14 protein-coding genes and 1 pseudogene are annotated in these 13,909 nt (G+C 71.6%); 9 read left to right on the top strand and 6 right to left on the bottom strand.

The genetic code is table 11. The features are described from left to right. Positions 1-81: 81 nt before the first annotated feature. The 4 genes from QFZ74_RS01545 (at position 82) to QFZ74_RS01530 (ending at position 2,138) form a co-directional block, all read left to right on the top strand. Complete coding sequence (locus tag QFZ74_RS01545; RefSeq protein ID WP_307618961.1) at positions 82-498, top strand: hypothetical protein; 417 nt, start codon at positions 82-84, stop codon at positions 496-498. A gap of 13 nt (positions 499-511) precedes the next feature. Next, positions 512-1,204, top strand: a complete 693-nt coding sequence (locus QFZ74_RS01540; RefSeq protein ID WP_307618960.1) for a hypothetical protein — start codon at positions 512-514, stop codon at positions 1,202-1,204. Between the two features lie 33 nt (positions 1,205-1,237). Beyond that, positions 1,238-1,681, top strand: coding sequence for a hypothetical protein (locus QFZ74_RS01535; RefSeq protein ID WP_307618959.1), 444 nt, complete (start codon positions 1,238-1,240; stop codon positions 1,679-1,681). A 115-nt stretch (positions 1,682-1,796) separates the two neighbouring features. After that, a complete protein-coding gene (locus tag QFZ74_RS01530; RefSeq protein WP_307618958.1) occupies positions 1,797-2,138 on the top strand; it encodes a hypothetical protein in 342 nt (113 codons plus the stop codon). 126 nt (positions 2,139-2,264) lie between these two features. On the opposite strand, the gene QFZ74_RS01525 is transcribed toward QFZ74_RS01530, so the two are convergent. Further along, complete coding sequence (locus tag QFZ74_RS01525; RefSeq protein WP_307618957.1) at positions 2,265-2,453, bottom strand: hypothetical protein; 189 nt, start codon at positions 2,451-2,453, stop codon at positions 2,265-2,267. Positions 2,454-2,709: 256 nt separating this feature from the next. Between QFZ74_RS01525 and QFZ74_RS01520 the strand changes: the two are divergent. After that, a pseudogene (locus QFZ74_RS01520) lies at positions 2,710-3,086 on the top strand (response regulator transcription factor). Positions 3,087-3,098: 12 nt separating this feature from the next. On the opposite strand, the gene QFZ74_RS01515 reads toward QFZ74_RS01520, so the two are convergent. Both QFZ74_RS01515 and QFZ74_RS01510 read right to left on the bottom strand, forming a co-directional pair. Continuing rightward, entirely contained in the window at positions 3,099-3,659 is a 561-nt protein-coding gene (locus QFZ74_RS01515; protein WP_307618956.1) for a DUF664 domain-containing protein, read from the bottom strand. Positions 3,660-3,806: 147 nt separating this feature from the next. After that, positions 3,807-5,261, bottom strand: a complete 1,455-nt coding sequence (locus tag QFZ74_RS01510) for a cytochrome P450 (protein WP_307618955.1) — start codon at positions 5,259-5,261, stop codon at positions 3,807-3,809. Between the two features lie 266 nt (positions 5,262-5,527). Between QFZ74_RS01510 and QFZ74_RS01505 the strand changes: the two genes are divergently transcribed. After that, on the top strand, positions 5,528-6,157 hold the full coding sequence (locus QFZ74_RS01505; protein WP_307618954.1) for a LysE family translocator: 630 nt from the start codon (positions 5,528-5,530) through the stop codon (positions 6,155-6,157). 134 nt (positions 6,158-6,291) lie between these two features. Next, positions 6,292-6,768: an RpiB/LacA/LacB family sugar-phosphate isomerase gene (locus QFZ74_RS01500; RefSeq protein WP_307618953.1), complete on the top strand. Its 477-nt coding sequence runs from the start codon at positions 6,292-6,294 to the stop codon at positions 6,766-6,768. Between the two features lie 43 nt (positions 6,769-6,811). Here QFZ74_RS01500 and QFZ74_RS01495 read toward each other — a convergent pair whose 3' ends face one another. After that, positions 6,812-7,177, bottom strand: a complete 366-nt coding sequence (locus tag QFZ74_RS01495) for a DUF6479 family protein (RefSeq protein ID WP_307618952.1) — start codon at positions 7,175-7,177, stop codon at positions 6,812-6,814. Positions 7,178-7,294: 117 nt separating this feature from the next. Here QFZ74_RS01495 and QFZ74_RS01490 point away from each other — a divergent pair, with 117 nt between their 5' ends. Next, positions 7,295-7,669 carry a ferredoxin gene (locus QFZ74_RS01490; RefSeq protein ID WP_307618951.1) on the top strand — a complete coding sequence of 125 codons (375 nt, stop codon included), beginning with the start codon at positions 7,295-7,297 and terminating at the stop codon, positions 7,667-7,669. Positions 7,670-7,830: 161 nt separating this feature from the next. Beyond that, entirely contained in the window at positions 7,831-9,435 is a 1,605-nt protein-coding gene (locus QFZ74_RS01485; RefSeq protein WP_307618950.1) for an NAD(P)/FAD-dependent oxidoreductase, read from the top strand. A 103-nt stretch (positions 9,436-9,538) separates the two neighbouring features. On the opposite strand, the gene QFZ74_RS01480 is transcribed toward QFZ74_RS01485, so the two are convergent. Next, positions 9,539-11,332: a serine hydrolase gene (locus tag QFZ74_RS01480; protein WP_307618949.1), complete on the bottom strand. Its 1,794-nt coding sequence runs from the start codon at positions 11,330-11,332 to the stop codon at positions 9,539-9,541. Positions 11,333-11,470: 138 nt separating this feature from the next. After that, complete coding sequence (locus tag QFZ74_RS01475; RefSeq protein WP_307618948.1) at positions 11,471-13,870, bottom strand: penicillin acylase family protein; 2,400 nt, start codon at positions 13,868-13,870, stop codon at positions 11,471-11,473. Positions 13,871-13,909: the final 39 nt, after the last annotated feature.

Here is a 13,909-nt window from a genome sequence, read left to right as displayed (position 1 = left end):
CCCCCGTTTCGCACCGATGGAACCAGAACGCGCCATACGATGTCCACTAGGGGTGACCGAGTCGATTCAGGGGGTGTTCGCATGGATCCTGTGTCCGTGGGACTGCTGGTGGCTCTCGCCGGCGGTGCGGGCGGTGAGATCGGCCGCCAGGCGTGGGCCGGACTGTCGGCTCTGGTACGGCGCCCCGCCCCGGCGTTGCCGGACGGCTCCGCGACGAGTACCGGCGAGGTCGAACTGAGGGCTCTGGGCGACGACCCCGCCAACACCGACCACGCCCACGCGCTGAGCACCACCCTGGCCGTACGGGCCGCGATGGACGCGGGGTTCCGCCAGGGGCTGCGGGAGTGGGCGGACGAAGCGAGCACGGCGGTCGAGGCCGATCCCGACGTGCTGAACAGCGTCCACGGCAGCACCGTCCACGGTCATGTGATTCAGGCGGGGCGGGACGTGAGCGGGATGCCCCTTCCTCCGCCACCGCCGTCCTCCTCGGCGCGGTGAGGGCGGCGACCCCATGGCGAACGGATCCGAGCGCCGCGGCCCACTGCTCGCCGCGGCCCTCGTCACGGTGACCGCGCTGCTCGCCGGTGGGGCGTGGTGGCTGTACGGGGCTGACGACAGCGCGTCGACGCGCGACGATGCCGGTTCTGCGCGCTCGGGACCGGGAAACAAGCCGCTCGACTTGGAAGTCCTCGACTGGCGCAACGCGACGATCCCCGGCGGCCTGTGCCGCCACCAGGGCTCCATCAAACTGCGGGACGGTACGGCGACCGACGTGTCCTCGACCTTCGACGGACCCGAGGCGAACATGCCCCAGGACGTCAGCGCCTTCACCCGCGAAGTGGTCTACGGTGACCTGACCGGCGACGGCCGCTGGGAGGCCGCGCTGCCGGTGATCTGCGCCAACCACGACTCGACGGCCGCGGGCCAACAGGCCATGGGCGTCATGGTGTTCGACGGCGCCACCGGCCAACTCCGCCTCATCGGCACCCTCCTGAGCCAGCAGCCCCGCCGCGGCGAAATTCCGAACTCGCTCCGTGCCGAGAAGATCAGCCACGGCAACATCAGCGGCACCGAGCACTTCTACGGGTCGGCGGACCCCAACTGCTGCCCGTCGGGAGAGGCCGAGAGCAACTGGCGCTACGCGCACGGGAAACTGACCCCGGCGGGCAGCACGGTGCGGGCAACGCCGTCGGCTGTGCCGTAGCGCTCTGGCCGCCTGGTACTTCAGCCGTAGATCGTGATCTTCGTCGTCCCCTTCCCCGACCATGACTCCGCGCTCGCGGCGAGCGAAGTTGTCTGGGAGAACGAGCCGAAGCGGGAGGACTACGTCTCCGACACGGCTTACCAAGCTGACTACGATGCTTGGCGAGAGGCCGCGGATGCGGCTGAAGACGCTCGGGCTACCGGGGCCATTTTTCTCTGCGACGATGGCTGCGGCTTCTACACGCTTCTGGTGGTCAGCGGGCCCATGCGAGGAACCATGTGGTTCGACGGACGTGCGACGTGCGATCGCCTGAACCCGCTGTTGAACGACGACCGCCAAGCCGCGACTTTTGCGGAGTGGTACCTCGACTGGCTCGCCCACGAGGAGTCGCTGACGACGCCTGAACAGCGCCGTGCCGCCTACCAGAGCTGGGACGAAGGTACAAGCGCACCCATCTGGTACCGCTGGTTCGCCTGACGCGCGAGCGTGCCGCGCTGCAGTCCGCGGTGCCGTGGTGGGCACTGGTGGGGGAGGGTGCGGTGGCGAGCCGCAGCGACCAGTGGTCGGAATGGGCTGAGAGGAGGTGCGCGCGATGAACGGGGTCCACCTCACGCCGAGGGAGTTGCGTGTCCTGGCGCAGATGGAGGAGACGCTGGGCGGCGACATGACGCGGTCCCGGCGACGCCCTCGGCTGATGCGCGCCCTGCGCCTCCCGCCCTCCGTGGCCCGCCACGAGGGGCGGCACACGCTCGTGTTGGCCGTGCTCGGCCTCGGTGCGATCGCCCTCACGCTGCTGGGCCTCGCCGTGGCCTTCTCGAGCCCCAGTTCTGGTCTGGATCTTCGTGTTCCTCTGGATCATCACCCTGGCCGGCGTGATCCGGTTGGGAATGCGGTGGCGCAGGGCCGTCTGGGAGTCCTTCCCCCAATCCCATGAATGGCGGCCGCGACAGGAGAGGGGCCGCGTTGGTATCGCAGGCCTCCGTCGGGGCGTACAACTCGGCGTCATGCTCGAGTTGTTGCTCCGTGAGGCGACGAGCCGTCAGAGTTGACGGCGGTCGGGTCAGTCGTCGTCCCGGTCCGCGACCACGACGAGGAAGGCGTCGGAGAGTAGGTCCATGACCACCGTGGCGGCCACGCCCTGCGCCCGGCGGGCGGCCGCGTACTCCTCCGCCGGCCATGACCCCCGGGGAGAGCCTGCGGGGAATCGCTCCAGCACCTTCCTGCTCATGGCGGCGGACACCTCCGTCATCGTCTCGGCCGGACCGCGTGGATGCAGCGTCCCGGAACTGTGCGCCTGCCCCCGATCCGCGCGGACATGTCGCCCCGCAGGCCAGGGGACACGGAACTGGCCCACTGCACATGGGCCGAGCCATGGAGGACGTACGCGGCGGACCGCATCCGGTGGAGCGGCAGCGCGTTCCGGCTCACGGTGTACGGCCGGTGGCGCGGCCGGCCAGGGTACGGCTCGCCCGGCGGCCGCTCATCCACGTCGCGACGGGCTCGGTATGGCGGGCGGTGAGCGGACGACGAGGAGAAGGACGTACGCCCTCGCGAGCGGGCTCGTCGACGACCACGCGCTCGTCCGGCGCGGCGTACGCCTCGTTCTGGATGCCGAACCCGACCTGGAGGTCGTGGCCCAGGCGGGCGACGGCGCCGAGGCCTTCGCCGCCGCGCGCGCGGATGCCGGCCTGAACCTCGCCGTCCTCGACATCGCGATGCCCGCACCACCGGCCACCAGGCCGCCCGCGAACTCGCCTGCATCCGAGCCCGTTTGTGCGTCCTGATGACCTCGAAGGAGATCGGCGACCTTCTCGTCATCAGCCCCAAGACCGTCGAGCGCCACCGCGCCAACATCCTCCAGAAGCTCGGCCTCGAGCCCTGAACGCCGGCCCGTTCACTGACCCACCCGGCCGTCCACGCACTCGCGCAGCAGGTCGGCGTGGCCGCAGTGGCGGGCGTACTCCTCGACTCGGTGCACCAGCAGCTCCCGGATCGCCAGCCCGTCCTTGCCCACGCGCTGGCCCAGGTCCGGGTACGCGGCCAGCGCGACGTCGGTCGCGCCCTGCTCGCGCTCCAGATCGGCGTACGACGCCTCGACGACGGCCGGGTCGGCGACCGCGTCGTCGAAGTCCGCGTCCCGCCTGCCGTACAGCTTCGGCAGCGGGTCGCCGTCGGTGATCCAGTTGCGCCAGTCCCGCTCCACCTCGGCGAGGTGCCGGATCAGGCCGAGCAGCGACATCGTCGACGGCGGAACCGACCGGCGGGCCAGCTGCTCCGCGTCCAGACCCTCGCACTTCATCCGCAGCGTGATGCGGTAGTTCGTCAGGTAGTCCTGCAGGGTTGCGAGCTCGCCGTCCGGACCGGGACCCTCGCTGTCGCGGGGGTCGTCGTCGGGATCCACCCACATGTCGGGGTAGACGGTTGCCTGGGTCCAGCGCGCGGGTTCGTCAGTCATGCGTTGCATGGTCGGGCGTGACGGCCCAAGGGCGCCACTGAGTTATCGCTTCGGGGCACCGGTCCGGCGATAGCGGCGCCGATGTCCCGAAAGTGGGGACCGGAGGCGGAGCGTCGGCGCCGGTCCGGTCCCCGATCTCGCTCTCGCTCAGAAGCGGTGGAACGTCATCGTCAGGGTGTCGGGCTTGACGGTGACGACCGCCTGCGGGCGCGGGAGTTGTGAAGTGAGCTGGATTCTGGGCCAGTTCTGCAAAATGGTCCCCAGGATGATCTGCAGCTCCGACCAGGCGAAGTTCTCACCGATGCACTTGCGGCTTCCGTCGCCGAAGGCGAAGAACGAATCCCGTGTGGTCGGGGTGCGATCCGTCTCCCACCGGTCCGGGTCGAAGGTGTCCGGGGCCGGGAAGTAGTCGGGGTCGTGCTGGTGCAGGTAGGGGCTCCACACGACGTCCGCGCCCTGGGGAATGGCGTGGCCGCCCAGGTTCATGTCACGGGCGGCGGTGCGGGTGACCATCCAGGCCGGCCCGTACTTGCGGATGGCTTCCTGCAGAACCCTGCGGGCGTAGGGCAGTTGGTCGAGGTCCTCGTACCGCAGCGGCCGGTCACCGCACACGGCGGCGAGCTCCTTGCGCAGCCGCCGTCCGATCTCGGGGTTGCGGTAGATCTCGTACAGCGTCCAGGCCAGCGTCGTGCCGGTGGTCTCGATCGCGCCGGTCAGCAGGGTGATCGCCTCGTCCTGGAGCTGCTGACGGGTGAGCGGATCCTTGGCGTTCAGCAGGGTGGAGAACAGCCCCTCCTCCTCGCGCGCGGCGGCCGCGTGCGGGCATCCCATGGCGCGCTTGCCGCCGCCACCGCCGTCGGCGGCCGCGCCCGCCATCGCCACCGCCTTGGTCTTCGCCGTCGCCTTCGCCTTCGTGGAGCGGTCGGGCCGGTTGGCGCGGTGGTCGATCGCCTCGTCGATGAGGGCACGCAGGCGGGCCACGCGGGCGGCATGGGCGCGGTTGGCGGGCAACGGGAGGCGCGTGATCCAGTTCGGGAGGATCGTCTGCCGGATCGTCCCCTTCATGATCTCGGGCATGAGCGCGGTGAATTCGCCCTCCAGGTGCTTCGGCAGGTCCGCGCCGAACAGGGCCACGAGGAAGGCGGACAGGGTGAGTTCGTTCATGTCCGCGTACACGTCGCGCGGACGGTTCGCCGGCCACGCGGTGACCATCGCGCGCACCTGCTCGATCATGGCGTCGCCGCGGCGGGCGATGTGCACCTTGTTGAACATCGGCTGCATCAGGCGGCGGTTGCGCCGGTGGGTCGCGCCGTCGGCGACGGTGGCCAGGCCGTCACCGAAGAAGACGCGCAGCGCGTCGATGATCTTCCCGCCCTTGGTGTAGTGCGCGGCGTCGGTCACCAGGACACGGCGGGTCAGGCTGGGGTCGGTGACGACGTAGGCCGGGGTGGTCCCGATCCGGATACGGACCACGCGGCCGTGATCGCGCAGCGAGGTGATGAAAGGCAGCGGCTTGCGGGCGAGCAGGTGGCCGTGGCCGACCAGGGGAAGGCCGCCGGGGGCGGTGGCGGTGGGGATGGCTGCCCGATGGGGGGTGTTCACGTGTGGTGCGACTCCTGATCGAACCTGGTGGGATGCGCTCGATGCATGCCCAAGATCATCTTGGGGAATGCGGCCAGAAAATGATCACTGCGTCACATGTTCGGGGAGGTTGGAGCGACGTTTTGGGGGTGAGGTGTTCACTTGTCGGGCAGTGGTGCAGGATGTGCGTGTGTGGTGCGCGCGAGGTCGCGGGGGAGCGTGCGCGATACCCAAGGCGCAGCGGGGCGTGGGTAGTCGAGGGCGCCCGCATTGCCTAGGGTCGTCGTGTGGAGTGGCATCAGGTACTCGGCTTCGTGGCCGCGGTAACACCCCTCACGCTGGTTCCCGGCACGAGCTTGACCCTCGTCACGCAGCAGGTGATCGCCGGTTCACGCTCCGACGGCGTGCTCGTCGCGCTCGGCTCGGCGTGCGGGCTCCTGGTGCACGCGACGTTCGCGGTGGTCGGCCTGTCGGCCCTGGTCATGTCGTCGGCTCAGGCGTTGACGGTGGTGAAGTTGCTGGGCGGCGTGTATCTCGTCTGGTTGGGCGTGAGCACATGGCGCTCGGCGCGGCGAGGCGTCTCGGAGGCGAGGCGTGTGCGCCGCCGCTTGCCGTGGGCCCAACTAGGCTGCTTCGGGCAGGGTTTGTGGTCCAACGTCCTCAACCCGAAGGCGGCGTCGGTCTACCTCACCCTCGTACCGCAGTTCCTCATGACTGCCCGGCCGGTCGCACCGCAGATCGCCACCCTGGCGGCCGCGCACGTCGCCGTCGTTCTTGCCTGGCTGCTGTCCTGGACGACGTTCGTCGCGGCCGCGCGCACGGCTGTCGACACGCCTCGGTTTCGGCGGGGGGTGAGTCGAGTGGCGGGCTCGGTGCTGGTCGGGATGGGGATTCGCACGGTGGGGGCGGTGAGGTGACTGCGGGCTGACGGTAGGGAACGTCCCACGGCCAGGCGGGTCAGGTCGGGGTGGCGGACCGATGTCGCCGACCCGACCGGTCTTCCCCTCGTATCGCGCCCCGCCCCCGCCCACCCAAGAGCTACCCTCCCCCCATGCGCATCTCCGTCTCCTCCGACATGGACGAACCCGTCGCCCGCCTCCTCGTCGCCGAGCTGCGGCGGCGGGGGCACGAGGTGCGGGCGTACGGGGCGCTCCAGGCAGGGAATGACCCGCAGTGGGCGGTGTGTTCCGAGGCGGCGGCCCGGGACGTGGCCGAGGGGGCCGCCGAGCAGGCCGTCGTGTGCTGCTGGACCGGTACGGGGGCCTCGATCGCCGCCAACAAGGTGCCGGGCGTACGGGCCGCGCTGTGCACGGACGCGTACACAGCGGACGGCGCGCGCCGCTGGAACGACGCCAATGTACTGGCGCTGAGCCTGCGGCTGACGTCCGAGCCGGTGCTCAAGGAGATCCTCGACACCTGGTTCGCGGCCACGCCGAGCGAGGACGACGAGGACCGGCGGAACGTGGCCCACATCGGTCGCCTCGACGGGCGTCGTGATGCCGGCCTCGGCGAAGCGGGCGCAGGCTGAGGCTGAGGAGGGGCTGAGTCCCCGGCTCATCCGGGCGGCGTCGTCAGTGACCGCCCAGGCCGCCTCCGCCGAACGACCCGCTCTTGCCCCGGCTCCAGCGTGGCCGGTCCTTGGACGCGCTGGGGCGGGTCTGCATGTTGCTGAGCTCGTACGGGGTGAGCGGGCGGCCGCCCTTGGGGGTCTGGGGGACCTCCTCCGACTCCCGGTTCTCGCGGATCTCGTGGACGGCGCCCTCAGGAGGCAGATGGGGCTGCTCTTCGGGGCGGGGCCTGGGGGGCTCACGGTATTTGACCCGGGAGCCCAGCCAGAAGCTTCCGGCGAGGAGGGCCAGGACCACCACGGCCACCAGGAAGAGCACAAGGCTGAGCAAGCCGCTCGACGCGGCCAATTGCATCGATTCGGTACTCATAGCACAGGGGTACCCCATCCATAAGCGGATGAACAGGGCACGTTCGGTGACCGGTGCTGGACATTCGGCGAGCAGCGCACCGTGTTTGATTCGATTCGCTCCGGCTACCCGCACCGTGTGACAGGGACGACCTCCCAGGAGGACCTCTACCGGTTTCTGGAGGACCGCTTCGCATGCGCCCAGGCGTGCGCGGAGTGTGCGCGGGCGTGTGCGCTGCGGGCGAGTGCCCTGGATCCGGACGGGACGGACGAGCAGGATCGCGTACGGCGTCAGGGCATCATGTGCGCGGAGGTGTGCGACGCCACCTCCCAGCTCCTGTCCGAGCAGGGGTGCCAGGACGAGAGCGGTATCCGGGTCCAGCTGGAGTGGTGCCGGACCGTGTGCCTCGAGTGCGCCGTCGCCTTCGACGGACGGCCGGGCGCCGAGAAGGGCGCGGCGGCGTGCCGCGCGTGCGCCCGCGCCTGCACCGACTTCATGGCGACACTGACCTGAGCCGAGTCACAGCGCTGTACGCGTACCTGAGCCGAGTCACATCGCTGTACACGCGTACCTGAGTCGAGTCACGGCGCCCGTACGCGTCCGCAAGCCGCCCCCCCCGGCCGATCGCCCCGCCGCCTCTGGTCGGCCTAGATCATCGCGTGCTACGAATAGCCATGCCTGCATACGAGGGACTCGCAACGGGACTCCCAACGGGACTCGCGACGCACCGTACGTACGACGCCGTCATCGTCGGCGGTGGCCACAACGGCCTGGTCGCCGCCGCCTATCTGGCCCGGGCCGGCAAGTCCGTGCTGGTGCTGGAGCGGCTGGAGCACACCGGCGGCGCCGCCGTCTCGACCCGGCCGTTCGCCGGCGTGGACGCCCGCCTGTCGCGCTACTCCTACCTGGTCAGCCTGCTGCCCCCGAAGATCGTGCGGGACCTCGGCCTCGACTTCCAGGTCCGCGGCCGCACCATCTCCTCGTACACCCCCGTCGAACGGGACGGGCGCCCGACCGGACTCCTCGTCGGCGGCGGCGAACAGCGCACCCGCGAGGCCTTCGCCAAGCTCACCGGAGGCGAGCGGGAGTACGCCGCCTGGGAACGGTTCTACGGGATGACCGAGCGGGTCGCCCAGCGCGTCTTCCCGACCCTGACCGAGCCGCTGCCCAGCCAGGACGAGCTGCGCCGCCGCGTCGACGACGAGGACGCCTGGCGGGCGCTGTTCGAGGAGCCCATCGGCGTCACGGTCGAGGAGAACTTCACCGACGACCTGGTGCGCGGCGTCGTCCTCACCGACGCGCTCATCGGCACCTTCGCCGACGCCCACGACACCTCCCTGCGGCAGAACCGCTGCTTCCTCTACCACGTCATCGGCGGCGGCACCGGCGCCTGGGACGTACCGGTCGGCGGCATGGGCGCCCTCACCGACGCGCTCGCCGACGCCGCGCGCGCCGCGGGCGCGGTGATCGTCACCGGACACGAGGCCATACGCATCGACACCGACGGACGGACCGCAGAGGTGACCTACCGGACCGCTGACGGCGAGGGTGTCGCCGCGGCCCGGCACGTCCTGGTGAACGCCTCGCCGCAGGCCCTCGCCGCCCTCACCGGCGACGCGGCCCCGACGCCCGCCGAGGGCGCCCAGCTCAAGGTCAACATGCTGCTCAAGCGGCTGCCGAGGCTGCGCGACACCTCCGTCGACCCGCGCGAGGCGTTCGCCGGCACCTTCCACATCGCCGAGGGATACGAGCAGTTGGCCGCCGCCCACGCCCAGGCCGCCGCCGGTGAGCTCCCCAGCGCGCCGCCCTCCGAGATCTACTGCCACTCCCTCACCGATCCCACGATCCTCGGGCCGGAGCTGGTCGAGCGCGGCTACCAGACCCTCACCCTCTTCGGACTGCACACGCCCGCCCGGCTCTTCGGCGGGGACGGGGTGGACCACGACGCGGTACGTGACGAACTCCTGAAGTCGACCCTCGCCCAGTTCGACGCCCACCTCGACGAGCCCCTCGCCGACTGCCTCGCCACCGACGCGGACGGCCGCCCCTGCATCGAGGCGAAGTCCCCACTGGACCTGGAGCGCGACCTGCGGCTGCCCGGCGGCAACATCTTCCACCGCGAACTCGCCTGGCCCTACGCCCACGGCGGGGCCGGCCGCTGGGGCGTCGAGACCCGGCACGCAGGCGTCCTGCTGTGCGGGGCGGGCGCCGTGCGCGGGGGAGGGGTCAGCGGAGTTCCCGGACACAACGCGGCCATGGCGGTGCTGGAACAGGACTGATCACTCGGCGGACCCGCGGAGGGCGACGGATCTCCGGAGGGCGACGGATCTCCCGAGGGCGGCGGCCCGCACCGGCCCGCCGCCCTCCGCTCCGTCCCCGGCCTCAGTCGGCCGACTGCTCCCAGCCCGCCGCCACGACACGTGCCGCGTCCGCCGGACGTGCACCGTCGAAGAGCACGGTGTCGCCCGCCTCGACGCGCAGGGCGTCGACGTACGCGCCGCGCCCGACGTACAGCCGGTCGGTGGTGTACCGCCAGCGCAGGGAGACCTGCCGGTCGGCCGGGAGGTCCGCGGTGAGCCGGTGCCAGACGCGGCCCGACCAGCCCGTGGCCGATCCGGACGGGTGGGTCTCCGGGTCCTCGCCGTGGCGGCTTGTCGTGAACGGCACGGGCTGCCAGCTGGTGCCGCCGTCCGCCGTGGACTCCAGGACCAGGGTGTCCGCCTGCGGCTCGGTGTCCCACCACAGCGCGCACCGCAGCCGCGCGTCGCCGCCGGAGGTGTCGAGCGCCGGGAGGGCGAGCGTCGCCGTCGTGGCGCTCGCCATGCCCGAGAACCAGGCCGTACGCCCGTGCGCCGGGCGCACCGACACGGCCCGCGCCATGTTGTTGCCCGCGGCCACCCGCGGAGCCGAGCCCGAGCGCCAACTACGCACCGGATGGACCGAGTTGCCGAGCACGACGAGGAAGGAGTCGGTCGTCGGGTCGAGGACGAGACAGGTCCCGGTGAAGCCCGTGTGGCCGGCGGTGCGCGGGGTGGCCATCGCGCCCATGTACCAGTGCTGGTAGAGCTCGAAACCGAGACCGTGGTTGTGGCCCGGGAAGTCCGTGTTGAAGTCGGTGAACAGCAGGTCCACCGACTCGGGCTTCAGGATGCGGGCGCGGCCGTAGACGCCGCGGTTGAGCAGGGCGCGGCCGAGGACCGCGAGGTCCCACGCGCACGAGAACACCCCGGCGTGGCCCGCGACTCCGCCCAGGCTGTAGGCGTTCTCGTCGTGCACCTCGCCCCAGACCAGCCCCCGGTCCAGCCCCGACCAGGGCCGTCGCGCGTCCTCCGTCGCCGCGATCTTCGGCTTCCAGGAGGCGGGCGGGTTGTAGCGGGTGCGGCCCAACCCGAGCGGTCCGGTGATCTCCTCGCGGAGCAGCACGTCCAGCTTGCGGCCGGTGATCCGCTCCAGGACCAGCTGTAGGGAGATCAGGTTCAGGTCCGAGTAGAGGTACGTCGTGCCGGGCGAGTTCAGGGGCGCCTCGTTCCACAGGAGCCGCAGCTTCTCCTCGTACGTCGGCGCGTTGTACAGCGGGATCCAGGCGCGGAAACCCGAGGTGTGCGTGAGGAGTTGGCGGATGGTGATGTCCTGCTTGCCCGCCGCCCCGAACTCCGGGAGGTACGAGGCGACGGTCGCCTCCAGCTCCAGCGCGCCGCGTTCCATCTGCTGCACGGCGAGCAGGGAGGTGAAGAGCTTGGACACCGATGCCAGGTCGAAGACGGTGTCCTCGGCCATGGCGATCTGCTGGTCGGCGGGGAACTCCACACCCGTGTCGGTCTTCTCGTCATACGCCGAGTAGCGCACCGCCATCCCGATGGGCTGGTGCAGGGCGACCGTGCCGCCGCGGCCGGCGAGCAGCACGGCGCCCGCGTACCACGGGTGTTTGGGCGAGGGGCCGAGGAACGCCCGTGCGTCCGTGACCAGTTGGTCGAGGTGCGCGGCGAGCAGTCCGGCGCGCTCCGGTGAGCCGTGACGCAGGGTCGGGGCACCACCGGACCGGGCCGGTGCCGCTACGGCCCGCGTCGCGGCGGGGAGGGAGGCGAGGGCCAGCGCCCCGCCCAAGGCCAGTGTGTGCACACCCAGTTGGCGACGGGTAGGCCCGCCCGCCCGTCCGTCCGCCGCGCCGTTGGTCATCGTGAGGCCTCCACCTGAAAGTATCTTTCGGGGCTTGCCTTGCGCGGTGAAACTTTCCTTTCAGGCGGGGCGTGTGTCAACGGGTGTGCAGGACGTTCGGCCCGGGCGGGCTACGGCTGGAACCCGTGCGTGTCGTCCTCAGTGTTCCGAGACGCGGACCCTGCGCAGTCCGGGAGAGGACAGGATGTCCTTCTCGCAGAAGCGCGAGGTCACCCACTTCCCCTGGGAGAAGAGGCTCGTCTGGTCGCTGTGGTGCGGCGAGTCGGGGTTCGAGGACTGGGAGTACGTCAGCAGGGTGCGGGCGACCGGGCACGGGCCGCCGTCCCAGCCCACCGCCTGGATGTAGCTGGAGCCGGTCGTCACCTCCGAGTAGCCGCCGCTCGCCGCGTCCCACACGGGCTCGACCTTGTTCCACACGCCCAGCGACTCCGTGCCGCCGGGGACGGGGATGCGCCGGCCGTCACGGAGGACCGACTGGTGCTCCCCGAGCGGGGAGTTCAGCGGGATGCCCGCCGCGCGGAGTTCGGCCACCGTGTCGGCCAGCGCGGTGGCGAAGGCGGGGGCGTCGGTGTCGAGCGTGTTGGGGGTGCCGACCGGGTCGGCCGCCGAGAACGGCACCTTCCAGAGCTGGTTCGCGGGGAGCCTGCGCCACAGCCGGTCGAAGAGGAGCGCCCCCCGGCTGCTCGTACGGGCCATGTGGTCCCAGGACTTGAGCACCGGGCACGCTTCCGACACGTCGACCGGCCTGCCGTCACCGCCGGTTGCCGTGCCGCCGGGAAGGGCGGCGCACGCCTCGGCGGCGGCGTTCGCGGTCAGGTCGCCCGCGGGCACCCGGTTCGCGAACTGCTGCCGCTGGAGGTCCCGTACGGTCAGGTCGCCGCGGTGGGCCATCCCGGCCACGTCCTGGAGCGCACCCCGGGTCCGCATCGAGCGCTGTGTGCCCACCGTGCCGAAGACGCGCTCGTAGCCGGTGAGCGGCCGGTCCGCGTTGGCCAGCCAGGCGCTGTCGTTGGAGTTCTCCGCGTACGGCGCGTCCTTGAGGACCGGCATCCTCGCCGGTCCGAAGATCCCCGGCTGTACGGCGTCGGGGTCGCTGCCGGGCGCGCAGTCGCCGCGTGAACCGTCCAGGACCGCCAGCCCGGCCGAGGGGTAGGTGGCCTTGCCGAGCGGGGTGGAGCAGCGCTGGGCCAGCTCGTCCGTGATGCGCGGAAGCACCTGCGACTGCGTGAACAGCGTGTGGCCGCGGGCGTCGGCGGCGATGGTGTTGACCCAGGGCAGGCCCTGGGTGCGCCGGAGCGTGTCCAGGACGTCGGCCGTGCTGCGGGCGCGGCTGAAGCCCAGGCCGGTGTCGGCGGCGCGCAGGTTGGTGGCGTTCGGGTCGTCGAGCGCGTACGCCGTCGAGGCCGTCCACGGCAGCGGGACCGAGGGGCCGAGCGAGGTGACGACCGGGCCGTACCGCGTCCACCACTGGGTGCGGGTCACGGAGGTGCCGTCCTTGACCGGGACGGTGACCGTGCGCCGCGTCATCCGCTCCGGTACGCCGTCCACGAGGTAGACGGTCGGGTCGGACGGGTCCAGCGTCAGCTGGCGGAGGTCGGCGGGGACACCCGTCGCGACGGTGTGGCTCCAGGCCACATGGGCGTTGTGGCCGATGGATATCGTCGCCGAGCCGAGCAGCGAGGCACCCATCACGTCGAGCTCGCCGGGGATCGTCTGCTGCGCCTGCCAGAAGCGGCGGCCGCCCTGCCACGGATAGTGCGGGTTGCCCAGCAGCAGCCCGCGGCCGTCCGCCGTGGTGCTCCCGCTGAAGGCGACCGCGTTGGAACCCATGTCGGCGTTGTCGGTGGCGAACACGTCGCGGGCGGCGCGCGCGGTGCGCTCGGCGTCCGGCGCCTTCGCCGGTGGCGCGGAGGGCGCCGGGGGCTGTGCGGTGGTGATGCTGTCCACCACCCGGCCCTGGCCCGCGAGCACGGCGAGCGCGAAGGCGCGAGCGGCCACGTCGACCTCGGTGACCGGCCGCACCCAGGCCGCGCCCGTGCACGCCGGATCCGTGATCCGGTTCTGGCGCAGCCAGGCGTTGTACCCGGCGGCGAAGCCCCGCATGAGGTCCTCGACCTTGCGGCCGGGGCCGGCCGGAGCGGGCCGGTCGAGCAGCCGCTCCACCGTGCCGGCCTCGCGCACCCCGCGGAAGTACAGATCACTGCTGACGTTCCTGGTCGCCGAGGACAGCGACCCGTCGGGGACGCCGTCCGGGCCGAAGTATCGCGACCGCTCCCCGCGGACGGTCGCGAAACCGTCGGCCAGCGTGCACACCTGGTCGGCGGCCTGGGCCCAGCCGGTTCCGAAGCCGAGGTCGGTGTAGTCCCTGGCGAGGATGTGCGGAATGCCGTACTCGGTGTACCGGATGACGGCGGACAGGCCGCCGTGGGACGGGTGTTCCTGACGGTCCCGGCTCTGCGCGGCAGCCGCCGGCAGGGCCGAGCCGGCCGTGAGCAGGGCGGCGGCCAGGACGGCGAGCCGTTTCACACGCATGCGCATCGTGCCTCCCAACATCCTTGAGAGAAGGGGCGGTTGAGC

It is taken from the genome of Streptomyces sp. V3I7, assembly GCF_030817495.1.
GTDB lineage: Bacteria > Actinomycetota > Actinomycetes > Streptomycetales > Streptomycetaceae > Streptomyces.
This window is presented reverse-complemented; position numbering and strand designations above follow the sequence as displayed.